Origin of the sequence: Gilvimarinus algae (assembly GCF_030518215.1) — a bacterium.
GTDB lineage: Bacteria > Pseudomonadota > Gammaproteobacteria > Pseudomonadales > Cellvibrionaceae > Gilvimarinus > Gilvimarinus algae.
In genome coordinates, this window is sequence record NZ_JAULRT010000059.1 from 252831 (window position 1) to 275637 (window position 22807).

Consider the following 22807-nt stretch of genomic DNA (forward strand, 5'->3'; position numbering starts at 1 on the left):
GAGCAGCTTGCTAGCGGTCCTCCGCTTACGCCGTCACTCTTCCCCAGGTAAGCGGACTTTCAACTGATAGAGGCTGTTCCAGCGTTTGCCTGTGACCCAGTAGAGGTCTCTCGCCGGGTCATAGGCGATACCGTTGAGTACATTGTCCCGTGGGCGGGTATTTTCCTTGCGCGCCAGAGCCGCTAAGTCCAGATAGCCTTTTACCGTGCCGCTGCTTGGGTCGATGGCCAGAATGCGGTTATCCTGCCAGACGTTGGCCCAGAGATAACCCTCGGCATACTCGAGCTCGTTCAATCTGGTGATGGGTTTGCCATCCCAGGTGACCGACAGTTCCCTGAGCTTTTCGAAATTCTCAGGGGCGTGAAAGCTGAGGCGGTCGCTGCCGTCCGAGCGCACCAGCTGATCGCCCATATGGGTCAGTCCCCAGCCTTCTCCCCGATAGCGAAACTGCCCTGTCGGCTCTCCCGAGTCGGCGTCAAACATCCAGCCGGTGCCGTGCTGCCAGCTCAGCAGGTAAACGATGTCGCCCAGGCGGGTCAGGCCCTCGGCAAAGTAGGGTGCCGGCAATTGGCGCAGCCAGAGAATCTGCGCCTGGCCCTCGGCTTCGGTGGCTGGCAGAGCCCTGCGCAGAATAAACGATTGCCCCACCAGGCCGCTGCTTTCGAGCAGCGTATCGCCGTCGATCTCCAGCCCCTGAGTAAAGGCGCTAAAGTCCCGGGCGACGGTTTTGGTGAGCGTGTAATCCAGTTTGATCGGCGCCTCTGCCCGGCACAGCAAGGCGCCGCTCAGCAGTATTAGGGCGCAGACCCAATAGTAGGGGCGCGGTATGGGCATAGAGAGTTCGCTTCATTGTCTGGGGTTGGCGCTTTCGCCATAATACTACCCATGCGGCGATCGCACAGCGAGTCATCGTTCCGAATCATTTATACAAGGTTTAGCTATGGGTCGTTTGCGCTCCTTTCTTACGCTCACCCTGCTCGGTGGTTTGGCAGTGGTTTTGCCCATTACCATCTTTTTGTTTTTGCTCCAGTGGCTGGTGGGGTTGATTGACCGGGCTATCGAGCCTTTGAGCACTTGGCTGTCGGGCTATATTCGCACCAGTGAGCACGCTGCCGATATTCTGGGGGTGGTGCTGATTCTCGGGGCCTGCTTTTGCATTGGTCTGTTGGTCAAAACTGGCATCGGCCGCTGGCTGCACCGCAAGGTGGATGGGTTGTTGTCGCGTCTGGCGCCGGGCTACAGCACCATACGCGAAATGGTAGTGCAGGTGATGGGGGGCGAGGGCAATGCCTCGTTGCTCAAGGGCAAGGTCTGTCGCGCTTATATTATGGGAGCGTCCAGCCCCGTGTGCGTGACCGGGATTGTCACCGCTGAGCACGACACCGGCGAATTTACCGTGTACGTGCCCACTGCGCCGGTGCCTACCTCTGGGTTTGTCTATCATCTGCCCGCCGATTGCGTCACTTTGCTGCCCGAGGTGAGCGTCGAGGCGGCCATGCGCACAGTCATTGCCTGCGGCAGTGGCTCGCAAATCATGCTGCAAAAAACCGTACAGGCCCCGGTGGAAGAGGCGGCAGTTAAAGACCACTAAGTCTCTTTGCGCGATTTGCTTTTTCCTTTGCCCGAACTCTTGGCCTTAGTGGCCGGTTTGGCTTTGGTTGTCGCTTTCCCAGCGGCGGTTGGCTTTTGTTCCGGGACGGGCGGCTCTAGCGGGTCTTCGCGGTCGGTCACGTAGGTGATGGCGTCGTTCACGGCGCGCGCGACCTTATCGTTCATCTCTTCCAGTTCTTGTGGCGACATAAAAAAGGTCATGTCCACGTCGTGCCGAATGTAGCGCGGGGGCAGGCGGTTCAGCGCCACGCAGGCGACGTCGGCGACAAAGTTACGGTCGCCCTCGCGCGCCCGTTCGCTGGCTTCAAAGATGGCCTCGACGACGCGCTTCTCGTAGTAGTTGTGGATGGTATCCAGCTCATCCTGGCTGATGAAATGGGAGTGTCCGGTGTAGGCCAGCATAACAGTCTCCTCGCTCGTGGTAAGGGACAGTATAGACGCTCAATAACACCTCATCAGCGCTTTGCGTTGCTGCGGATAATGTCGCGTAGTAAGAAACGCGCCGGGTGCAGCGCTTTGGCCAGTTCGCGAGTGAGCGGCAGCGGTTCGGCGTTGATGGTGCTCGCCAGTAGCTCGGCGGCCAGAGGCGTGTAGGCAAGACCGCGCGAGCCGTGGCCCGTGTTCACATAGAGCCCCGGTACATAGGGGGTGGAAGCAGTTATCTGCGCCCGGGCGTTGCGCGCCAGTGGGGCATAGACCTCTTTAAAGGCGTCGACATCGGCCACGGGTCCGACAATCGGCAGATAATCGGGTGTTGTGCAACGAAAAGCGGCGCGGCCCTCGAGCGCCTGGGGTGGGTAGCTGCCGAGGCTGTCTGCCAGTGCCGGGCCGAAATCGCCCAGGTGAGCCAGGTTGTCGCTGTGATCCCGCGCGGTAGGGGTCAGCTCGGTTTCGCCCAGGTTAAAGGTCGCGCCCAGGCAGTGCCGCCTCTCGCGTGCAGGCGCCAGATAGCCGCGCTCACACAGGGCAATGCGCAGCTGGAGGCTCTCGCGGGTGGCTGGCAGGTAACTGACCTGGCCACGAATGGGTTTGAGCGGCAGGTGCGCCAGAGGCGCGAATTGGCCGCTGAAATGGGCGCAGGCGATCACTGCCACATCGCCCTGCCATTCGCGGCCTTCGCTGTCGCTGGCGCGCCAGTTATGACCGTCGAACGCCAGCTGATCAATCGCGCAGTGTGTCTGCACCTGAATATTGGGGTGCTCCAGCAGAATGCGGCACAGCGCCCTGGGATCGATCCAGCCGCAGCCGGGGAAAAACAGCCCGCCGGCGGCAAGGGGCAGCCCCGCGAGGTCGCTGGCCTGCTCGGCACTGAGCCGGCGCACCAGTTGTTGCGACTCGCCCAGTGCGGCCATCACGTCCTGCTGGGCCCGGGCTTTGTCCTCGCTGGTGGCCATTTGCAATACGCCGCAGGCCTCGCCCAGTTCACGGTACTCTTGCCACAGCGGGGCATAGTAACCCTGGGCGTAGACCAGCGCCTGCAGATTAAACGCCGGCAGCGTTTCGGCGCGGTGGCTGAGCTTGCTGTAGAGCAGCCCCTGAGGATTGCCCGACCCTTGAGAGGCAACCGTATCGCGCTCTAGCACCTGCACCTGCCAGCCGCGCAGGGCCAGGGACCTGGCGGTATGACACCCCGCGAGCCCGGCGCCTATCACCAGGGCGTGTTTGCCGCCGCTGTGAGTGGCCCTTGGATGAATATCCAGCGCCCGCTGCGCGGCGCTGGCTGTCGGCGCGCCGCTTACCTGCCACTGGGCGCGGAGCATCTCCCGCTTGCGGCCGTAACCCGGCACCTTGACGATGGCAAAGCCCGCCGCCTTGAGACCGCGCTTGACGATACCTGCACTGCTGAATGTGGCGGCCGTGGTGGCGGGGCCGGACAGCTCGGCCATCACCGCAAAAAGCTCTTCCCGCCACATCTCGGGGTTTTTGCTCGGCGCGAAGCCGTCGAGGAACCAGGCATCGGCGCGAAAACGCGGGCTGCGCCAGCGCGCATCTGTACTTGTCAGGCACTGCTCAAAACCGGCGACGGCGTCGTCGATGATCAGCGTCAGGCTCACCGGCCCAAAGTGCATCCGGTAGATGCCCGGGCCCAGGTAATCCGGGTATTGCGCCAGCAAGGCCTGGGTGAGATCGCCCAGTTCGGGCCAGAGCGACAGAGCGCGTTTTATGTCCTCGCGCCCGAGGGGGTATTTTTCTACAGAGATAAACTGCAGGCGCACGCCGACCGGTGCCACCTGCCGCCACAGCTGCCAGGCGGCAAGAAAATTGAGGCCGGTGCCAAAGCCGGTTTCGGCAATGGTAAAGATCGGCTCCGGCTGCCCGTGAACGGGCGCAAGAGCGGCGAAACGCTCGGGAAGCTGGTTGGCCTCAAGAAACACATGGCGCGTTTCAGCCAGGCCATCGTGGCGAGAAAAATACACATCGCCAAAACTGGCCGACAGGGGCTGGCCCTGCTCATCCCAGTGCAGAGATGAATGGCTGGGTGGCTCGCTCACAGGCCAAATTCGCGAGTGATCTGGGCGCACCACTGGCGGATGCGCTCATCGGTTAATTCAAATTCATTTTCTTCGTCGAGGGCGAGGCCGACAAACTGGGTGTTGTCGTTGATCAGGGCCTTGGACGCCTCAAACTCATAGCCCTCTACCGGCCAGTAGCCGCAGGGCAGGGCGCCCAGGGCAAGCACTTTGGCATGCAAATAGCCCATGGCGTCGAGAAACCACTCGGGGTAGCCCACCTGATCGCCAAGCCCATAGTGCGCGACTTTTTTGTCTTGCCAACCCACCTGGTCGATCTCCTCCCAGATTTCCTCCCAATCCTCCTGCAGCTCGCCGTAGTCCCAGGTGGGCATGCCGAGAATCACGCAGTCATAAAATCCCGCCTCAACAATCGGCGTTTCGGCAATGTTGAATATGTCTACTCTGTCTTCACCAATTTGCTGGCGAATTTTTTCGCCGGCGATTTCGGTGTAGCAGGTGGAGCTGCCGTAAAACAGGCCGATGGGTGCGCGGCTCATAGTTGCGTTATCCACTCTTTGAGCCACTGCTCGGCTAGGGGCTCCGGGTCCTCCCCGGTGGAAGCGTCCAACACCAGCGGCTCGCCAACGCGCACCGCGCCGATATCGCTCATGGCGTCATCAATAGCGCGGCCGGCCTCGGCAAAAGTGACGTAGCTGCTGTCGCCGAGATTAATGATGCCATAGCGGCGCCCGGCGATGGGCGGATAACTGCGCGTCAGCTCGAGGTAGAGCGGTTGAATATTGCCCGGCAGATCACCCGCGCCCGTATTGGATGTGCAGATCAGCAGAATGTCATCGGGGTTGTCGGTGATGTCGGAGGCTTCGGGCAGAGGGTTGACCACCGCCTCAAAGCCCGCGTTCTCCAGAACGTCTTTGGCGCTGGCGGCCACCATTTCCGCCGTGCCCATTTCCGAGCCCACCAGAATTTGAATACGTGTCATCGTCTGTGCTCCGGCAAAAGCCGCCCATGATAATGGTTTTGCTGGGGTTCTGCATTTACAGTGCCCCGGCAAAATCCAGTTGCCGCCAGGCCTCGTAGACGATCACTGAGACGGCGTTGGACAGGTTCATACTCCGGCTGTTGGGGCACATGGGAATACGCAGCACCTGCTCGGGCGGCAGCGACTCGCGAATACTGGCCGGCAGGCCGCGGGTTTCCGGGCCAAAAAGCAAAAAATCGCCCTGGGCAAAGCGAGTGTCGCTGGGCCGGGCACGGCCTTTGGTGCTGAGGGCAAAAAGCCGCGCCGGTTCGGCCCTGGCCAAAAAATCAGGCCAATCGGTGTAGATTTGCATATCCTGCCACTCGCCGTAATCCAAACCAGCGCGGCGCAGCCGCTTGTCATCCAGCTCAAAGCCCAGCGGCTCTATCAGGTGTACCTGGCAGCCGGTGTTGGCCGCCAGACGAATAATGTTGCCGGTGTTGGGGGGGATCTCCGGCTCAAACAGGACAATATGGAACATTTGCTAATAACGGGTTCTTTGGGCTATTTTCGGCTAAGGTTATAAGGCACTCGCTGACACTGACGCAATCGTCTAAACGCGATGCTTGACTCATCGACCCAAACTTGGGTGTAGCTTTGTGGCAGGGGCGATGTCAGTGTCTGGCGGCCACTTAGGATAATTATAATGGCAGGTTATTGCATCTGGTGAAAAGCGCGTCTAAATGGCATAGTGATGGCGTATTTTTCGTTTCATTGGTTCCGTCGAGCCTTGGCGCTGATCTTTTTGCGCCCGGCGGCGGACACCGACCTCGGGAGTGGACCGTTTGAATTTGTTTCGTGCCAAAAAACGCAAGTACGAAATGATTGGAGTGGAGTTTGCCACGGAAGGCGTGGCCTTTGCTCATATTGAGCGGGTGGTGGGGCAGTTGCCCCGATTGCTCTCGGCCGAATTTCTCCCCTGTGAACCCGAAGAGGCGCCCGCCAGATTGCGTGAGCGCCTGGGTAAGCTCAATTTGCGCGGCTTGCCGGCAACCGCCGTGTTGGCGAGTACCGGGTATCAGCTATTGCTGGGCGATGCGCCCAAAGTCCCCGCCGAGGAGCTCAACGAAGCGCTGCGCTGGCGTGTAAAGGATCTGGTGAGCTTTCCCGTGGCCGATGCGGTGATCGATGCGTTTCTTCTACCCGATTCCTGCAGCCGCGGCGATGCCCGCCTCGCCTATGTAACCGTCGCGCGGCGCGAAGCTGTGGCTTCTCTGGTCGCGGCCATGGAGGAAACCTCCCTCTCGCTGGCGGCCATTGAAATTCCCGAGTTGGCACTCGCGCGCTTGGTGGAGGTCGGCTATGACACCGCCCGGCCCGTGGCGCTCGTTAACCTCTATCAGGGCGGTGGCAGCTTGCTGATGGTGAAGGCCGGTGAGCTGTACCTCGCGCGCAACTTTAAGCTCGATTACAACGCCGGATTGCTGGACGATATTCCGGTGGATGCCCTGACGCTGGAGCTGCAGCGCTCGCTCGATTATTTCGAGCGCCAGTTGCGCCAGCCACCCGCCGCCAGAATTTTGCTGTGCGGCGAGAACGTCTCTGCCGACAAGCTCACCGAGTCCCTAACCAGCGCTTTGCCTGGGCGCATGGATTTGCTCGATTGGTCTGCCGCGCTGACTAGTGAAGAGCCAGTGGCTGAGCATCATCAGGCGCTGTGTCTGCGTGCCCTGGGAGCAGCCTTGCGTGAAGAGGCGGTCCGCTGATGCAGTCGATTAACCTCTACACCGCCGAATTCCAGCCCGATCGTTCGCCGCTGCGCGCCGGGCAGATGTTGCTCGCCTGTGCGGCCTTTTGCTTGTTGCTGGTGCTGGTGAGCCTATGGTATCGCTCAGGCACCAGTGAGCTGGCCGGTGAACTTGAGGCGCTTTCAGGCGACAACTTGCGCCTTGCCGTTGAGCGCGACGCCCTCGCCAGAGCCAGCAATGGTGCCGATGCCGAGTCGCTGGCCAGTGAGCTTGCGCAGGTTCGCGCCCTGATCAAAGACAGGTTGGCGCTGGCGGACATGCTCGCCCGTGAAGACATGGGCAATGCCGGCGGCTTCTCCGCACAGCTTGTTGCCCTGGCCCGCCTGTCAGAGCCCAGCTTGTCTCTGAGCGAGTTTTCGTTGTCCGATGCTGGCCGCTATGTCACCCTCGAAGGGCTCACCGCCGAGCCGGCAGCCGTACCGCGCTATCTCGAGCGGCTTCAAGGCGAGGACGCTTTTGCCGGCAGTGCGTTTGGGGTTCTATCCCTGGCGCCCGATGATGGCAAGGGTTACCCCTTTGCCGTAAAGGCACCGGCGGCGGGAGGCAGCAGTGAATCTCGATAAATTGAATGATCAGATCGACAAGCTCAGCCTGCGCGAGCGGGTGATCGTGCTCGCCGCCGTGCTTCTGGTGCTCTATGGCCTCTGGTATTTGTTCTGGTTTGGCTCGGCGCTTGCCGAGCGCGATGCGAGCGAGGCGCGCCTGCAAACCGAGCGCACCGAGCAACAACAGTTGCAGCAGCAAATTGACACTTTTCGTCAACTTGCAAGCGGTCAGGCGTTGCAGAGCAAGCGCGCTGAGCTGCAAGCCGCCGAACAGCGTCTGGCGAGTATAGACGCGCAACTGGCCGAGCTGACCAACGGCTTGATTCGGGCCGATCAGCTGGCCCGGGTGCTGCAGGATGTCCTAGCGCAAACGGCCTCGCTGACGCTGCTTGAGGTGGTCACCGAGCCGGTCACCCGAGTGAGCGTCACAGACGCCTCGGCCGCCGCTGAAGCATCTGCGCAGGACCAAACGCAACCTCAACCTCAAAAAAGCGCCGGGGTTTACCGGCACAGCGTTAAGGTAACTGTCAGCGGGCGCTATTTTGATGTGCTCGATCTTATCCGGCGGCTCGAATCGCTCGAGTGGCGTTTCTACTGGGAGTCGCTGCACTACGAGGTGATCGGCTATCCCAACGCTTTGGTGATTATCCGGGTGTATACCTTGAGCGCTGAGGAGGGACGTCTGGGTGTATAAGACATTGGCACTACTGACCTTGCTCGCCCCCACGGTGTTTGCCCAAAGTTTGCGCGATCCGACGCAGCCACTGGGCCATCGCTCGAGCGCCGATGATATTGGGCTCAAGCTACACTCGGTACTCATAAGTGAAACGCGCACGCTCGCTGTGATCAACGGTGAATTGGTGCGCGAGGGTGAGGCCCTCGTGCGGTTGCCGGAGGTGACCGTGGAGAAAATCAATCGCAGTGACGTTGTGCTTAAGCGCAATGGCAAGACAATGGTACTCAAGCTACTGGACCAGCCAGAGACAGAGTCGATAAAGACAGACCGACCTTGAGGTTAAGCGTAAGGGTGAACAGGCAATGAAGTGGAACCACTCAGGTAAAACGGGCGCAGCCGTGATGGCCGCGCTGCTCATCGGTTGTGCTCAGCCACAGGAAAAAACGCTGAGCATTGAAACCGAGATGGCGCGTGTGGCCGAAGAGGCCGCACCGGCACCTGTCAGCGTACCCGAGGCGGTTCACGACACCCTGGCAGAGCCGGCCCCGCAGGTGGCCGCCGAGCGTTTTGATGTGTCGGTCAACGAAGTGCCGGCGCGGGCGTTTTTTCTGTCGCTGGTGGAGGGCACAGGCACCAACATTGTTGTGCACCCCGAAGTCTCCGGTGCCATCTCCCTGAACCTGCGCGATGTCGCAGTTGCCGACGTGCTGGATGTGACCCGCGACATCTACGGGTACGAATACAAACAGCGCAACGGCATCTACACCGTTTATCCGAATCATTTACGCACAGAGGTGTTTCATCTCAATTACTTGGATGTTCAGCGCGTGGGCGTGTCCGACACCAGCGTGCTGATTGGGCGCGGCGAGTCGCAAAGTGGCAATGTCGGCGGCAGCGCCGGCAATCAATCCGTCAGCAGCGGCGACACCCAAAATTTACTCGGCATGCTCGAGGGCGACACTGGCAACAAAGCCACGGCACTGACGCCCGGCTCGCGCATTCAGACGCTCAATCGCACCGATTTCTGGCAGTCGGTCAGGGTGGCGGTGTCGGCCATTATCGGTGGCGAGAGCGAAGACCGGATGGTCATGGTGTCGCCTCAGGCCGGTATGCTGGTGGTCAAGGCGCTGCCCCACGAGCTAAGTGCGGTGCGCGAATTTCTCGAGCGCTCCGAGTTGAGTGTTGGTCGTCAGGTCATACTCGAGGCCAAGATTTTGGAAGTGCGCTTGAGAGAAGGCTACGACACGGGCATCGACTGGAGCGAAATTTCCGGCCAGATTGGCTATGGCTACAATCGCGAGCTGGGCCGCACTCTGAACGATCAGCTCAGCTGGCGCGACGCGATTCCCGGCTCTTTCACCGCTGAGCAAAATGTCACCGACGGCTTTCTCAAGCAAACCGACCAGCTGTTTACCTCGATTTTGCAAGTAACGGATATTTCCGAGCTGGTGTCGCTGCTTGAAACCCAAGGCAACGTGCAGGTGTTGTCAAGCCCGCGCATCTCTACCGTCAACAACCAAAAAGCCGTTATCCGTGTCGGCTCGGATGAATACTTTATTACCGGCATTTCCAGCAACACCACGGCCAATGCCTCGGCGGTGACCAGCACGCCCAATATTGAGTTGTCGCCGTTTTTCAGTGGTATATCACTGGATGTGACACCGCAGATCTCCGATGACGACAATGTCATCTTGCACATTCATCCGGTGGTCAGTGACGTCACTGACCAGCAAAAAGACTTCACCATCGGCAGTGAGGACTTTTCACTGCCGCTGGCGCTGCGCGGTGTGCGCGAGTCGGACAGTATCGTTCGCGCCCGCTCCGGCCAGGTGATTGTGTTGGGCGGCCTGATGCAGGAAACGCGCAACAATCGCGACGGTAAAAACCCGGGCCTTGGCGATATCCCCCTGCTGGGTTCGCTGTTCCGCACTACCAGTCGCTCGCTGGTCAAAACCGAGCTGGTGATCCTGCTGCGCCCGATTGTCGCCAACACCGATGCCTGGAACGAACAAATCAACGGTGCGCTCAACCGGGTCAATGCCATCGGCAATGAACACCGGCGTATGCTGGAGGAGTAACAGTGTACGCCCAGCACTTTGGTTTGAGTGAACAGCCGTTTTCGCTGACGCCGGACACGCAGTTTTTTTACAACAACCAAAGTCACCGGGAGGTGTTGGGCACATTGTTGTTGGCACTGCGCCACAGTGAGGGCTTTGTCAAAGTGGTCGGTGAGGTGGGTACGGGGAAAACCCTGCTCGGGCGCAAGCTGCTCGATCGTCTGGATCGAGATTGCATCACCGCCTATATTCCCAACCCCTATCTGACCCCCGATGAACTCAAGTGGTTTCTCGCCGAAGAGATCGGCGTTGAGACTCAGGACAAGCCCGCCCACAAATTGCTTAACGACATCAACCAGCGGCTGATTGAGCTGGCCGCGAGCAAACGCCAGGTGGTGTTGATTGTCGACGAGGCGCAGGCCATGCCCCGCGAAACCTTGGAAGCGCTGCGCCTTTTGACTAACCTCGAAACCGCCAAGCGCAAGCTCTTGCAAGTGGTGCTCTTTGGCCAGCCCGAGCTGGACGAGATGCTGCAGCGCCCGGACTTGCGCCAGCTCAAACAGCGCATTGTGTTTTCCGAGTACCTCACCGGCATCGATCGCAAGAACATCGGTGCTTATGTGGAGGCGCGCCTCAAGGCGGCCGGCTACCGTGGCGCCCCACTGTTTGCCCGCGGGGCCATTCGTTTGCTCGGGCAGGCATCGGCCGGCATACCCAGACTTATCAATGTGCTCAGCCACAAGGCGCTGATGGCCGCCTACGGCGAGGGCGCCCGGCAGGTCGAGCGGCGCCACATGGCGCGCGCGGTGCTCGATACGGCAGAGTCTCGCTCTGCCGGCCGACGCGCAGCGCGCAATGTCTGGCCCTGGACCCTGCTGGGTTGTACCTGTGCCGCGGCGGTGCTCGGTTGGCTCGCCTGGCAGGGAGCCTTGCTGTGAGTCTGGTCAACGACATGCTGCGGGATTTGGAATCGCGCGGCGATAGCCTGGCGCGTGAGGAAAAGACGCCCTATCTGCACCCGCATAAGCGCAGCGCACGCGCGCCATTACTTTATGCCTTGATGGGGTTTGCGGGCGTTTTACTCATGGGCCTGTGTGCTTTGCTGCTCTGGCCCGAGCGCGATAGCCAAACGAGCCGGTTGCAGGCCGAGGCGACTTCGCCTTCGCCGGCAGCGGCCGATTCTTCCAAGCGGTTGGCGACGAAGCCGCCTGCGACTGACACCCCGGCGGCTGTACTTCAGCCATCGCCTGCAGAGCCGGTGTTGCAGACTGCTCAACCGCTGGCGAGCTCAGTGGCTGCGACCAACCCCGCCGCCGACACAGAACACTCTGTTCAGGTGATCATCGACCAGGCGGCCATCGAAGATTACCTGCTGCGCGCGCGCGCGGCCTTTACCGCGGACCAGTTAACCTTGCCGGTGAACGACAGCGCTTTTCTGTACTACCACAAAGTCCTGAGCCTTCACGCCAATCACCCCGATGCCTTGCAGGGGCTTGAAGCCATTGCCGAACGTTACCGGGTCTTGGCCGAACGCGAGCTGGAGCGCGGCGAACTGACCGGCGCCCAGCGTCTGCTCGATCGCGCTTTCGCCGTGGCGCCCGGGCACTCGGCACTCGATAGTTTGCAGGTGCGGTTGACCGCCGCCTTGAAGCAGCCGCCGCCTGAGGGTACTAGCACAGTGCCCGAGCCATCCAATGCACCGGCAAGCAATGTGGCGAGTGAGCGCACCGGTAGTGAAGCCGGGTCGGTGGCGCCGGTGCAGCTGAGTCTCGCTTCGCAAGACGCCGCCGAAGTAGAAGCGGCCCGCGTCCTTGTAGCCGGCGGACAGGCCCGCGAGGCCGAGCGCGCGCTTGGACATTTCTTGCGAACCGCGGCCTCCGGCGGGCGCTGGCCGCTCGAGGCGCGCCGCTATTTGCAGTCGCTGTACTTACAGCAGCGGGATTGGAACGCTGCGCAGGCGCTGCTTGTGTCGGGCTTGCCCGATGCGCAGGCCGCTTTTTTAAGGGCGCGTGAGCACCATGCCAAAGGCGAGTACGCCGAGGCGCTAACGGCGCTTGAACGTGAAGCGGGCGCCACCGCGTCGGACGATGAGCCCTACCGCGCGCTGCTGGCGAGTCTTTACCAAAGGCTCGAGCGCTCGCAAGAGGCAGCCAGCCACTACAGCCGCCTGCTGGATGTGTTTGGCCCCAAGGCCAGATACTGGTTGGGGTTGGCGGTTGCCTTTGACCAACAGGGCGAATACCGCTCGGCCGCTGCCGCCTACCGGCAAGCGTTAATGGCGAGCGATGCGACCCCAACCATCAGAGAATTTTCCGGGCAGCGCCTGGCGCAACTGGAGTGAGGAGCTATGGCACAGGCACCAAAAAAAATTCGTTTAGGGGATTTGCTGGTCAGCAAGCAAATGATCAGCGAAGCCCAGTTGCAGCACGCCCTGCAGGAGCAAAAACTCAGCGGACGTAAACTCGGCCACACCCTGGTGGAGCTGGGGTTTGTGGACGAGACAGAACTGCTGACGCTCTTGTCCGACCAGCTGGATATTCCCTTTGTCAATCTCAAGCAGTTTCGCTTTGATCCGGACCTGGTGCAAAAGCTGCCCGAGACCACGGCGCGGCGCTACCGGGTGATGATTTTGCGCGAGGACCCGGACGGCTTTTTACTCGGCATGGCCGACCCGACGGATATTTTTTGCCTCGATGACATCGAGCGCCAGTTGGACAAACCGGTAAAGGCGGCGGTGGTGCGCGAGTCCGATTTGCTGGATATTCTGGACATCGCCTACACCCGCGCCAGTGAAATTGCCTCTCTGGCCGGTGAGCTGGAAGATGAGCTGCAGGAGTCGGCGCTGGATTTGGCCGAGGTGGCCGGCGATGTGGGCGACTCGGACGCGCCCGTGGTCAAGCTGCTGCAAAAAATCTTTGAAGAGGCCGTCAATGCCCGGGCCTCGGACGTGCACATTGAGCCCGACGAAACCGTGCTCAGAATTCGCAACCGTATCGACGGTGTCCTGCTCGAGCAGGTGATGAATGAAAAGCGCATCGCCTCGGCGCTGGTGGTGCGTTTGAAACTTATGTCCGGTTTGGATATCTCCGAAAAGCGTATCCCGCAGGATGGTCGCTTTAATTTAAAAGTCTCGGGCCGCAACATCGATATTCGTTTGTCGACTATGCCGGTCCAGTTCGGCGAGTCGGTGGTGATGCGGATACTCGATCACACCGACGGCGTTTTGCCGCTGGATAAAGTCGGCATGCCGCAGGCAATGCGCGAGCGCTTTCGCCGGATGATTAATCGGCCCCACGGTTTGGTGTTGGTCACAGGGCCCACCGGCTCGGGTAAAACCACCACGCTCTACGGCGCGCTGTCTGAGCTGAACCGGCCCGAAAGCAAAATCATCACCGTGGAAGATCCGGTGGAGTATCGCCTGCCGCGTATCAGCCAGGTGCAGGTGCACGAGCGCATCGGCCTTAATTTTGCCAGCGTGCTGCGCGCTTCGCTGCGTCAGGACCCGGACATTTTGCTGGTCGGGGAGATCCGCGATGCCGAGTCGGCCGAAATTGCCCTGCGCGCCTCCATGACCGGTCACATGGTGCTCTCAACCCTGCACACCAACGACGCCATTACCTCGGCCATGCGTCTGATTGATATCGGCGCCGACGGCTATCTGGTGGCCACCGCGCTCAAGGCCATTGTCGCTCAGCGCCTAGTGCGGCGCCTGTGCAGCAGCTGCGTGCAACCCCACACACCCGACGCCAACGAACAGCAGATGATCAAGGTGTTGAGTGCCGGGCGCGCGCTCGGCGAAGTGGCGTTCAAGACCGGTAGCGGCTGCCCCCATTGTCACAATACGGGTTACCGCGGGCGCATTGGTGTGTTTGAAATGCTGGAGATCAACAACGACATGGCCGAGGCGCTGCGCACCAACGACATTAGCGCCTTTAGCTACGCGGCAAGCCATACCCGTCATTTCCGCCCGCTGAGTTTTGCCGCTTTTGATTACGCGCTGGAAGGGCTGACTTCCCTGGAAGAGGTGATGCGCATCAGCGCCCAGGTGGAAGACGAAGTCATTGATCAAGGTGCCTAAGCATGGCGGTGTTTGAATACAAGGGCAGGGACAACCGCGGCAATGCGGTAGCCGGACAACTCGAAGCGGGCAGCGCCGAGGCGGCGGCCGGCACTCTCGCTGGGCGCGGTATTACCCCGACCTCTATTCAGGCTTACCAAGCGCGCGCGCCCATGTTGGGTTCGCTGGCGGCGCTCTCGCGCGAGGAGCGGGTAAAACCGACTGACCTGATTATGTTTTGCCGGCAGATGTACACCATCACCAAGGCCGGTATACCCATGATCAAGGGCATTCGCTCGCTGGCCGCCTCCCTCAAACACTACACCTTGCAGCAGACCCTTAACGATGTGGCCGAGCGTCTGGAGGCGGGGCAGGAATTGTCGGTCGCCATGTGCGCCCACCCGAAAATCTTTAACCATTTGTTTGTCTCGCTGGTGGCGGTGGGCGAGAACAGCGGTCGACTGGATTTGACGTTTTTGCAGCTGGCCGACTATTTGGAGCGCGATCTGGAAACCGCGCGCAGCATTCGCCAGGCGCTGCGCTACCCGACTTTTGTGCTCATCGCCCTGGCGCTGGCCATGGTGGTGATCAACCTGAAAGTGATACCGGCCTTTGCCAACATGTTCCGCCGTTTTGGCGCCGAGCTGCCGCTGCCCACGCGCATTTTAATCGGGGTGTCGGATTTTTTTGTCAACTACTGGCCCTATATGCTCGCGGCACTCGTTCTCGGTGGCATCGCCCTCTGGCGCTTTTTGCAAACCGAAAAAGGTGCGCTCTGGTGGGGCCGCAAAAAACTGCGCCTGCCGGTGCTCGGCGATGTCATTGAGCGGGCGTCCATGGCGCGCTACGCGCGTACCTTTGGCTTGATGCTGCAGGCCGGGATGCCGCTGACCACATCGCTGGATCTGTGCGCCCGCGCCATCGATAACGCCTACCTCGCGCAGAAAATCCGCGGTATCAAAGCCGGGGTTGAGCGCGGAGAGGGGCTCTATCAAACCCACCTGATGAGCGGCATGTTCACCCCGCTGGTGCTGCAGATGATCAGCGTCGGCGAAGAGAGCGGTCAGGTGGATACTCTGCTGACTGAAGTTGCCGAGTTCTACGAGCGCGAAGTGGATTACGATGTGAAAAAACTCTCGGACAAAATCGAGCCCATACTCATCGTCACCATGGCCGGTTTTGTCCTGGTGCTGGCGCTCGGGATCTTTCTGCCCATGTGGGAGATGTACAACATCCAAAAGTAGGAGCCGAGGTGGCAAAGCCGAATCGCAGATGGTTTGAGCTGGCCGTAGTGGCGCTGCTGCTAACGACAGTGCTGTGGGTGGCAGCCCGTTATTACGACCGTTTGGTGGTGGATACCCAGGCGGCCGCCACCCGCCTGCAGGCGCGCAATTTGAATCGCACTTTGGAGTTTGTTCACACCCTTTGGCGCTCGCATAACGCGCGCCCCGGCTGGCTCGATTACGGCGATCAGGCGCTGTTGATCAACCCGGCAGGTTGGCCAGTGGACGCCCGCCTGCCGGGCTCTCCGGCGGCGGTATTGGCTACCGATCAAACCCCGGCTGCGCTGGCGTGTGAAAGAGTGTTACGGGCGTTGATAAATGTGCCATACTCTGACACAGTAAAGCCGAAGTGGCCGCAGTGGCAGGTTGCGGCGCCCAAAGCTGGGCAATGCCGCTACTGGCTGGGGGCAGCGCCAGAGCCGCGTTTTTATCTGGGTTATCAATCCGACAGCGGCCAGGTCATCCCCTCGGCGGCTGCGAGGCGGCGGTAGAAGACCAAAGGCGGCAAAAACGCCCCTGACGGCGTTATTTGGCACGCAATTTGTCTGCTACTATTGGGAGTAAAGAACAATGTCTGGTTTTTGGCGCTCTCTTTACGCCTAGGGAGCGGGTTTCAGCCAATGAGGGAGTGAGCCAAACGGCGCTGGAGCGAAGCAGACGACGATTTTGATTCAACGCACTGGAGTGACAATATGAAACACCAACAAAGTGGTTTTACCCTGATTGAGCTGATCGCTGTGATTGTAATCCTCGGTATTTTGGCAGCGACGGCCGTGCCGCGGTTTGTGGATTTGTCCAATGCCGCGGAGCGTGCAGCAGTACAAGGTGTGGCTGGCGCTTTAGGTAGTGCGGCTGCTCTTAATCATGCCAATAATATTGCTGACGATGCCGGCCTGGTGTTGGCTGGAGAGGCTCAACCTGTTGCGGTGGCTAACTGCACAGATGTTGGACCCTTACTCGATGGTGGTATGACACCCGGTTATACCATTACCGCGTTAGCGGTAGGCGCTGCCGAAGGCGAATCAGCTGTTTGTACCGTCACGTCCGATGACGAAGCGACTGCGACGGCTACCTTTACGGCCTATAACGTTGCCAATTAATTAGCGCCTTCGCCCTGTGAAGCGGGATGTATACGCGCAGCAAAGGCTTTACGCTGATTGAGCTAATCGCCGTTATGGTGATTCTGGGCATTATCGGAATCACCGTTTCCTCCCGCTTTACCGATGGCGAAATCGCCAGCGTTCAGGCAAGCCGCGACGATCTGCTCGCGGCTTTGTTTTTTGCGCAGCAAAGCGCCATGGCGCGGGACAATATCGCGGTGCAGGTGAGCAGTACTTCCGTCAGTGTGACCGAAAATGGCACGCCTATTCGTGTGCATCAAGACGCCTATCCCCTGAACTTTGCCAGCGGCGTCCAGGCGGGTTCCGACCTACTACTGACCTACGACAAACTCGGCCGCACGACAGCGGCGACAATTACCCTGACAAGTGGTGGCACCTCGGCCCTTGTGACGGTGAGCGACAGTGGCTATGCCTACTGAGCGCTGTTGCCAAGCGCGCGGGCAGCGCGGTATCAGCCTGATTGAGGTGATCGTATTTATCGTCGTCATCGCCATCAGCCTGACGGCGCTTTTGGCGGTGTATCAGCAATCGGTGGTCAACAGCGTCGACCCTATTAAGCGCATTCGCATGCTGGAGCTCGCCCAGGCGCAGCTCGATAGAGTGCTCGCGCTGCGTTACGACGAGGCTACCCCCAGCGGTGGCGTGCCGGCCTGTAACAGCCTCGGCGGGCCCACATGCAACAACACCACTGAGCCGGATCTGGATGATGTGGACGACTATCACGACGTCCGTGACACACCCGCGCCCGGGTACAGTCGTAGCGTGCAGGTGACCAATACCCCGCTAACCGGAGCGCAGGCTAAGCTTGTGAGTGTGACTGTCACCAGCGCCGATGGTGAAACCCTGACCCTGGCCGCTTACCGGGTGAATTTCTAATGCGCCGCGCCGTGGGCTTTACGCTGATTGAGTTGATCACGGTGATTGTGATTGTCGCCGTGGTCGCCGTGATCGGTACCCAGTTTATTGTCAGCGCCATGGAGTCCTATCAGCTGACGCAAAACCGGGCGCGGCTCGCCGCCACCGGCCGCCAGGCGATTGAGCGCATCAGCCGCCAGATTCGTGCGGCCATGCCCTACAGCCTGCGCGCCACTAACACCGACAACTGCGTGCAGTTTATGCCGCTGGCGGCGGGGGGTTTTTACCGCCAGCCGGTCCCCACAGACACGCCGGTAAGCAGCCTGTCCACCAGCCCCTATACCATCGATTTTGACACCGCCGACTACATTGCCATTGGCGCTTTGAGTGCCGGCGAACTCTACGGCACCTCGCCACGGTCGCTGGCGGCGGTAACCGCCACGGCGCCGACCAGCGTGTCCTTTGCCAGCCACACCTGGCAACGCAACTCCGAGTCCCAGCGTTTTTATCTGGTCGGCCGGCCCCAGGCGTTTTGTCTGGTGGCGGGCGAGCTGCGCTTTTATCAAGATCTCGATCCAGCCGGTGACAACGTCTCGACCGGCGCGCCCTACAGTTTGCTGGCGCGCAACGCCGTGGCCAGTGCGACTCCGGCGTTTGTGGTGAGCGGCAATACCGCGGAGAATAATTTTCGCGTGACGCTCAATCTCGGTTTTGCCGAGGGTGGTGAGCAGGTCGATTTTTTTCAGGAGGTGGCACTGCGAAATGTCCCCTAGCGCCTGGAAAACACCTCCCCGTCAACGGGGTTTTTTACTGCCGGTGGCGGTTTTTTTACTGGTGGCCATGGGCCTGCTGGCACTGGCGTTGTGGCGCACTACCGCGGGCAGTAATCTCTCGGCGGTGCAGGAGGTTATCAGCGTCCAGAGCTTTTACGCCGCAGAAAGCGGTGCACAGCGCGCCATGGCTCAATTGTTTTTCCCCAACGGCGACATTCGCCAGCAAATCGATCAGCGCTGCGCGGCTATGCCTTTGGCGATCAGCTTCACCGTGACCGGGCTCAACCAGTGCAGTGCCCAGGTCAGCTGCCTGTGCCGCTATGACGATGCGAGCGCCTGTGACCCCACGGTAGACGCCAATTACGGCCCCACGGGCGACACGGCCGCGAGTTTTTATCAGTTGACCAGCGTGGGGCGCTGCGGCAGTGGCGATGTGTCGGCGGTGCGCAGGGTAGAGGTAGAAGCCTATGCCGGACAGTAGCGCAAAGCGGTTATCTGCCTGGCTCTTGTTGAGCTTGATGCTACTGTGCTCCGCGCAGGCGGGGGCGGTGGCCTGCCAGGCGATTTTCACCAACGGCTGGCAAACCCACACACCCGGTGGTCAGGTAAACGCCGGGTATCAGGCCGTGGTCAGCGGCGGCGGCCAGAGTATTGATACCGCCAACCTAGCTACCCAAGCACCACCGGGGCAACCGAGCTGTGGTGGCGGCACCTGCGTGGCCAGTGGCTCACCGGCCGCGGCTTCGACCCCGGCGTTTGTCACAGGCAGCGGCAGCGGTGGGGCGATCAATTTAGGCTATCAGGGCAGCGCATCGCGCCCGGCAGGTGATTACGCCACCGTCTCTCTCGATAACGAAGCCGTCCTCACATTTACCACCGCCAACGGCACTTACCTGACCCGCGGTATCAACGCCAACTTTCGCTCCCAGTTGCGCTTTGCCAGCGGCACCTATTGGATCAACGGCTCATTGCAACTGGCCAATGATGTGATACTGCGCCGCAATAGTGGCTCCGGGCCGGTGCGCCTGTTTGTCAATGGCAATGTTTCTATTGGTTTTGGCGCGCAATTTCAAAATTTTGCCCCCGGGGAGCTGCTGATTTACAGCACCGGCAATGTCAACATTCTCACCCGCAACAATGTGCCGGCCTTTGTCTATGCCCAGGGCACAGTGCAAACGGATTTTCGCGCTGTCATTACCGGCGGGCTCTCGGGCTCGCAACTGTCCATTGGCCAGGAAACCCTGGTTAACTATCAAGGCGGCGTGTTACCCAGCGTGGACTTCTCGCCTTTTTGCGGCGGCGGTCCGCCACCGGCGGTATTGGTCGGTTACTGGCGCATGGACGAGGCGCAGTGGACAGGCGCCGCCGCCGAAGTGCTGGATAGCTCAGGCAACAATCTGCACGGCACGGCCTCGGGCTCACTCACCGAAGACGACGCACCGGCGCTGACCGGTAACCCGGGCACCTGCGGCTACGGGGTCTTCGATGGAGCCACCGGGTATGTCACCGTGGGCCATAACGCCCTGCTCAATGGTCAGAACGGTTTGAGTTACAGCGCCTGGGTAAAAGCCGATAGCTGGAGCGGTATCCGCCAGGTGATGGGTAAATCGGTTCATGGTGGCGGCAGCGGCCGGGCGCAAATGGGGATTTTCTCCGAGGGCGGCTCGTTAAAAGCGCGGGTGGAAACCGCCGCCGGGCGCTATGAGGTATCTGCCACCTTGCCCGCGACCGGTAGCTGGGTGCACGTGGCGGCGGTGTTTGAGGGTAACCGGCTGGTGCTCTATATCAACGGCGGCGTGGCCGCGTCCGCCAGCTTTGGCGCCACTCAGTTGGTGCAAACCGCCGACCCTTTGGTGATTGGCAAGCGTGTGGGCACCAGCGAATACTTTTTTGCCGGCGACATCGATGAAGTGCGTGTGCATCAGGGCTCTCTGACCCAGACCCAAGTCAGCAGCCTTGCCAGCGAGCGCCACGAGTGCCTGCGCCCTCTGTGTGGCGGAGAGCAGGAAACCACTGTGGGCGGCTTGCTCGGCGATTACTACAACAGCACCAATTTCACGGGCGGCATTGTCGGCACGCGCTTGGATGGCCCCGTCGATTTTAACTGGGCCAGCGCCAATCCGGGCGTGACCGGCGTGAACGACAATCAGTTTTCCGTTGAGTGGAACGGTTTTATCCGCGCCACCGAAACGGGCAGCTATCGCTTTCAAACCGCCTCGGACGACGGCGTGCGCCTGTACGTGGACAACCAACTGGTGATCCAGCGCTGGAATGATCACGGAGTCACTACCGATACCAGCGCCGCCATCAACCTGACCGCCGGGCAGGTCTACCCGGTGCGATTGCAGTTTTATGAAAACGGCGGCCTCGCCGAGATTCGCCTGCGCTGGCAAACGCCGGGCAGCGGCAGTTTCGTGCCCATCCCCCGCGGGACCACGCCCACTCTCGGGCAGGGGCTCTACTACTGTCAGTCCGAGGCCGTGGCCTACTACACCATTGAGCATGGCGGCACCGGTGTCACCTGCGAGGCCGAGCCCGTCAGAATTACCGCCTACGACAGCTCGGATACGCCCATCGCCCCGCCGGCCGGCACCACCTTGGATCTGGCAACGGCGCCGGCCTCCGGGGTTTGGGTAGACGGTTCGCCCTACGAGTACTCTGGCGCCGAATCGCAGATCGTCTTGTATCTGCAACAGACAACGCCGGCGACGCTCAACATCAATGTCTTCGACGGCACCGCCAGCGAGGCGGCCTGGGCAGACCCGGATCTCACCTTTAACGATAGCGGCATCCGCTTTTACGCCAATCGCGCTACCACGGAAGGCATTCCTAATCAGGTGGCGGGGCAGGAGGATGGCAACCCGGTGCTGCGCGTGGTCGAGCGCGATACCGACACCGGCGCCTGCGTGGCCCAGGTGCGCAACCGCAACTTGCCGGTGGATATCGCCTACGAGTGTCGCAACCCCGGCGCCTGTGTGGCGGGCCAGATCCTGACACTCAATACCAGCGCCGCGGCGCCCAACAATGCCGGCAGCGCGATCGTCTACAACAGCGCGGGCTTGTCGTTTGATAACGACGGTTATGCCGCCATCCCCCTGGAGTATTCCGATGTGGGGCGGGTGCGTTTGCACGCCTCGATGACGGTGCCGGCCTCGGGCAATAATCCGTCGGTGACAGCCAGCGGCACCAGCACCGAGTTTGTGGTGAAACCTTACACTTTAGTCGCCGCGCGCATCGAACGCCCGAATGGCAGCGCCAATCCGGCCACTACCAGCTCAGGTGCGGGTTTTGTCGCCGCCGGCGAGCCCTTTACCGTGGTGGTTGAGGCGCGCAACGCCAGAGGCAACCCGACACCCAACTTTGGCAATGAATCGCCCACACGCGAGTCGCCTACGCTCGTGCTGAATTCGCTGGTCTATCCGGTCGGCGGGGATGCTGGCGCGCTGACCAATGGTGCCGCATTCAGCTTTTTGGGCGGTAACAGTGGCCGGTTTGAAAACACCGGCCTCACCTGGAACCAGGTGGGCAGCATGACCCTCTTGCCCCAACTGGCAAGTGCCAATTATCTGGGAGCGGGCGACATCGTCAGTGAAACGCCCAGCGCTGACATCGGGCGCTTTTACCCACATCACTTCCGGGTAACGAGCTCGTCTGCCACCAATAGCTGCGGCGCCTACACGTATCTGCAAGAGCCCGCCATCGGCCTGGATTTTACCCTGGAGGCGCACGCGTTCGGGGGCGGGGTGGTGAGCAATTACGACAACGGACTCGGCTACTCGCAAACGGCCAGTGTCAGTTACACCGCCGAGAACAACGACGACGGCACGGATCTGAGCGCTCGGGTCTCGGCAGAATTGGAGCCGGCTCAGGCTCAGTGGGGTAGCGGTGTGATGAACGCCTCACTGGATGATGCTCTCTTTGCCCGCGACACCGTTATCGAGGCGCCTCTGACGGCGCTGCAGCTTGGTTTGCGGATGAATGATCCGCTGGATGGCCGGGCGCTCGCCGATGACCAACTCAACACCCACCCAGGCGCCAGTGGCGATTGCCTGGCCGCTGGCAACTGTTCGGCGGCGGCGTTGGGGAACACCCTGACGCTGCGCTACGGGCGTTTGAACCTTGCCAGTGCCTATGGCCCCGAAAGCCTGGATCTGCCCGTGTCGTTTACCACCGAGTACTATAACGGCGTGCGCTGGCAGACCAACGGCCAGGATAACTGCAGCGAAATCGCGCTGGCCGATATTGGTTATCCGGCCGGCAGTATTGATGTGGATGCCAACCGCAATGTCACCGTCGGTGGGGGTGTGAGCCGCGGCGAGTACCCCGGCGCTATCGGTACCGATACGATTAACTTTTCTGCCGGTGTGGCCGCGCATTACTTTAGTGCCCCTGGCAATGGCAACACCGGTCCCTTTACCGTCACTGTTGATCTGACCGATTATCCCTGGCTGCAGTTTAACTGGGACACAGGCCCGGACACCGAGATTACCGGCCAGTATGAGTTCGGTTCCTACCGCGGCCACGACCGCATCATCTACTGGCGTGAAGTGCTGCAATAACCTTTTGGCCTGCCTTTTGCTCAACCCTCC

Annotated in this window: 23 protein-coding genes; 17 read left to right on the forward strand and 6 right to left on the reverse strand. The window is 60.7% G+C overall.

What is annotated here, in order from left to right; genetic code table 11:
* Positions 1–33: 33 nt before the first annotated feature.
* Positions 34–834 carry a glutaminyl-peptide cyclotransferase gene (locus tag QWI16_RS12465; protein WP_302713580.1) on the reverse strand — a complete coding sequence of 267 codons (801 nt, stop codon included), beginning with the start codon at positions 832–834 and terminating at the stop codon, positions 34–36.
* A gap of 106 nt (positions 835–940) precedes the next feature.
* On the opposite strand from QWI16_RS12465, the gene QWI16_RS12470 reads away from it, so the two are divergent.
* Positions 941–1591: a DUF502 domain-containing protein gene (locus tag QWI16_RS12470; protein ID WP_302713582.1), complete on the forward strand. Its 651-nt coding sequence runs from the start codon at positions 941–943 to the stop codon at positions 1589–1591.
* Here the strand turns inward: QWI16_RS12470 and QWI16_RS12475 are convergent.
* Genes QWI16_RS12475 through trmL form a run of 5 tightly spaced genes read right to left on the reverse strand, consistent with a single transcriptional unit; the run spans position 1588 to position 5584 of the window.
* Positions 1588–2013: a late competence development ComFB family protein gene (locus QWI16_RS12475; protein WP_302713583.1), complete on the reverse strand. Its 426-nt coding sequence runs from the start codon at positions 2011–2013 to the stop codon at positions 1588–1590. The two genes, QWI16_RS12470 and QWI16_RS12475, sit on opposite strands and share 4 nt — an antisense overlap.
* Before the next feature lie 53 nt (positions 2014–2066).
* Positions 2067–4103, reverse strand: a complete 2037-nt coding sequence (mnmC, locus tag QWI16_RS12480) for a bifunctional tRNA (5-methylaminomethyl-2-thiouridine)(34)-methyltransferase MnmC2/FAD-dependent 5-carboxymethylaminomethyl-2-thiouridine(34) oxidoreductase MnmC1 (protein ID WP_302713584.1) — start codon at positions 4101–4103, stop codon at positions 2067–2069.
* Positions 4100–4621 carry a flavodoxin FldB gene (gene fldB, locus QWI16_RS12485; protein WP_302713585.1) on the reverse strand — a complete coding sequence of 174 codons (522 nt, stop codon included), beginning with the start codon at positions 4619–4621 and terminating at the stop codon, positions 4100–4102. Before fldB ends, mnmC begins: the two co-directional genes overlap by 4 nt.
* Positions 4618–5064, reverse strand: a complete 447-nt coding sequence (locus QWI16_RS12490; protein ID WP_302713586.1) for a flavodoxin domain-containing protein — start codon at positions 5062–5064, stop codon at positions 4618–4620. Before QWI16_RS12490 ends, fldB begins: the two co-directional genes overlap by 4 nt.
* Before the next feature lie 55 nt (positions 5065–5119).
* Positions 5120–5584, reverse strand: a complete 465-nt coding sequence (gene trmL / locus QWI16_RS12495) for a tRNA (uridine(34)/cytosine(34)/5-carboxymethylaminomethyluridine(34)-2'-O)-methyltransferase TrmL (protein WP_302713587.1) — start codon at positions 5582–5584, stop codon at positions 5120–5122.
* Positions 5585–5879: 295 nt separating this feature from the next.
* On the opposite strand from trmL, the gene QWI16_RS12500 reads away from it, so the two are divergent.
* The 16 genes from QWI16_RS12500 to QWI16_RS12575 all read left to right on the forward strand — a co-directional run bounded on the left by QWI16_RS12500 (position 5880) and on the right by QWI16_RS12575 (position 22777).
* Entirely contained in the window at positions 5880–6809 is a 930-nt protein-coding gene (locus tag QWI16_RS12500) for an MSHA biogenesis protein MshI (protein WP_370659930.1), read from the forward strand.
* Positions 6809–7414, forward strand: a complete 606-nt coding sequence (locus QWI16_RS12505) for a hypothetical protein (RefSeq protein ID WP_302713591.1) — start codon at positions 6809–6811, stop codon at positions 7412–7414. The genes QWI16_RS12500 and QWI16_RS12505 overlap by 1 nt, the downstream gene beginning before the upstream one ends.
* The gene (locus tag QWI16_RS12510; protein ID WP_302713592.1) at positions 7401–8090 is read left to right on the forward strand and encodes a type II secretion system protein M; all 690 of its coding nucleotides are present in this window, start codon (positions 7401–7403) and stop codon (positions 8088–8090) included. Before QWI16_RS12505 ends, QWI16_RS12510 begins: the two co-directional genes overlap by 14 nt.
* Positions 8083–8409: a hypothetical protein gene (locus QWI16_RS12515; RefSeq protein ID WP_302713593.1), complete on the forward strand. Its 327-nt coding sequence runs from the start codon at positions 8083–8085 to the stop codon at positions 8407–8409. The genes QWI16_RS12510 and QWI16_RS12515 overlap by 8 nt, the downstream gene beginning before the upstream one ends.
* 25 nt (positions 8410–8434) lie before the next feature.
* Positions 8435–10150 (forward strand): pilus (MSHA type) biogenesis protein MshL, encoded by a 1716-nt coding sequence (mshL, locus tag QWI16_RS12520; RefSeq protein WP_302713594.1) that lies wholly within the window; start codon positions 8435–8437, stop codon positions 10148–10150.
* 2 nt (positions 10151–10152) lie between these two features.
* Positions 10153–11067 carry an ExeA family protein gene (locus tag QWI16_RS12525; RefSeq protein WP_302713595.1) on the forward strand — a complete coding sequence of 305 codons (915 nt, stop codon included), beginning with the start codon at positions 10153–10155 and terminating at the stop codon, positions 11065–11067.
* Complete coding sequence (locus QWI16_RS12530) at positions 11064–12470, forward strand: tetratricopeptide repeat protein (protein ID WP_302713596.1); 1407 nt, start codon at positions 11064–11066, stop codon at positions 12468–12470. Before QWI16_RS12525 ends, QWI16_RS12530 begins: the two co-directional genes overlap by 4 nt.
* Positions 12471–12476: 6 nt before the next feature.
* Positions 12477–14207: a GspE/PulE family protein gene (locus QWI16_RS12535; protein WP_302713597.1), complete on the forward strand. Its 1731-nt coding sequence runs from the start codon at positions 12477–12479 to the stop codon at positions 14205–14207.
* 2 nt (positions 14208–14209) lie between these two features.
* Positions 14210–15430, forward strand: coding sequence for a type II secretion system F family protein (locus QWI16_RS12540; RefSeq protein WP_302713599.1), 1221 nt, complete (start codon positions 14210–14212; stop codon positions 15428–15430).
* Positions 15431–15438: 8 nt separating this feature from the next.
* Positions 15439–15960: a hypothetical protein gene (locus QWI16_RS12545; protein ID WP_302713600.1), complete on the forward strand. Its 522-nt coding sequence runs from the start codon at positions 15439–15441 to the stop codon at positions 15958–15960.
* A gap of 201 nt (positions 15961–16161) precedes the next feature.
* The gene (locus QWI16_RS12550; protein ID WP_302713602.1) at positions 16162–16569 is read left to right on the forward strand and encodes a type II secretion system protein; all 408 of its coding nucleotides are present in this window, start codon (positions 16162–16164) and stop codon (positions 16567–16569) included.
* Positions 16570–16595: 26 nt separating this feature from the next.
* Positions 16596–17009: a pilus assembly FimT family protein gene (locus QWI16_RS12555; protein WP_302713604.1), complete on the forward strand. Its 414-nt coding sequence runs from the start codon at positions 16596–16598 to the stop codon at positions 17007–17009.
* A complete protein-coding gene (locus tag QWI16_RS12560; protein WP_302713677.1) occupies positions 16999–17466 on the forward strand; it encodes a prepilin-type N-terminal cleavage/methylation domain-containing protein in 468 nt (155 codons plus the stop codon). Before QWI16_RS12555 ends, QWI16_RS12560 begins: the two co-directional genes overlap by 11 nt.
* Entirely contained in the window at positions 17466–18218 is a 753-nt protein-coding gene (locus QWI16_RS12565) for a PilW family protein (RefSeq protein WP_302713606.1), read from the forward strand. Before QWI16_RS12560 ends, QWI16_RS12565 begins: the two co-directional genes overlap by 1 nt.
* Complete coding sequence (locus tag QWI16_RS12570; protein ID WP_302713608.1) at positions 18208–18699, forward strand: pilus assembly PilX N-terminal domain-containing protein; 492 nt, start codon at positions 18208–18210, stop codon at positions 18697–18699. The genes QWI16_RS12565 and QWI16_RS12570 overlap by 11 nt, the downstream gene beginning before the upstream one ends.
* The gene (locus tag QWI16_RS12575) at positions 18686–22777 is read left to right on the forward strand and encodes a PA14 domain-containing protein (protein WP_302713610.1); all 4092 of its coding nucleotides are present in this window, start codon (positions 18686–18688) and stop codon (positions 22775–22777) included. The genes QWI16_RS12570 and QWI16_RS12575 overlap by 14 nt, the downstream gene beginning before the upstream one ends.
* Positions 22778–22807: the final 30 nt, after the last annotated feature.

Coding starts and splice junctions, on each gene's coding strand:
- QWI16_RS12535 (WP_302713597.1), top strand. CDS start 12,477: ATGGCACAGGCACCAAAAAAAATTCGTTTAGGGGATTTGCTGGTCAGC.
- QWI16_RS12465 (WP_302713580.1), bottom strand. CDS start 834: ATGCCCATACCGCGCCCCTACTATTGGGTCTGCGCCCTAATACTGCTG.
- QWI16_RS12475 (WP_302713583.1), bottom strand. CDS start 2,013: ATGCTGGCCTACACCGGACACTCCCATTTCATCAGCCAGGATGAGCTG.
- QWI16_RS12470 (WP_302713582.1), top strand. CDS start 941: ATGGGTCGTTTGCGCTCCTTTCTTACGCTCACCCTGCTCGGTGGTTTG.
- mshL (WP_302713594.1), top strand. CDS start 8,435: ATGAAGTGGAACCACTCAGGTAAAACGGGCGCAGCCGTGATGGCCGCG.
- QWI16_RS12575 (WP_302713610.1), top strand. CDS start 18,686: ATGCCGGACAGTAGCGCAAAGCGGTTATCTGCCTGGCTCTTGTTGAGC.
- QWI16_RS12565 (WP_302713606.1), top strand. CDS start 17,466: ATGCGCCGCGCCGTGGGCTTTACGCTGATTGAGTTGATCACGGTGATT.
- QWI16_RS12560 (WP_302713677.1), top strand. CDS start 16,999: ATGCCTACTGAGCGCTGTTGCCAAGCGCGCGGGCAGCGCGGTATCAGC.
- fldB (WP_302713585.1), bottom strand. CDS start 4,621: ATGAGCCGCGCACCCATCGGCCTGTTTTACGGCAGCTCCACCTGCTAC.
- QWI16_RS12550 (WP_302713602.1), top strand. CDS start 16,162: ATGAAACACCAACAAAGTGGTTTTACCCTGATTGAGCTGATCGCTGTG.
- QWI16_RS12490 (WP_302713586.1), bottom strand. CDS start 5,064: ATGACACGTATTCAAATTCTGGTGGGCTCGGAAATGGGCACGGCGGAA.
- trmL (WP_302713587.1), bottom strand. CDS start 5,584: ATGTTCCATATTGTCCTGTTTGAGCCGGAGATCCCCCCCAACACCGGC.
- QWI16_RS12570 (WP_302713608.1), top strand. CDS start 18,208: ATGTCCCCTAGCGCCTGGAAAACACCTCCCCGTCAACGGGGTTTTTTA.
- QWI16_RS12540 (WP_302713599.1), top strand. CDS start 14,210: ATGGCGGTGTTTGAATACAAGGGCAGGGACAACCGCGGCAATGCGGTA.
- QWI16_RS12555 (WP_302713604.1), top strand. CDS start 16,596: ATGTATACGCGCAGCAAAGGCTTTACGCTGATTGAGCTAATCGCCGTT.
- QWI16_RS12505 (WP_302713591.1), top strand. CDS start 6,809: ATGCAGTCGATTAACCTCTACACCGCCGAATTCCAGCCCGATCGTTCG.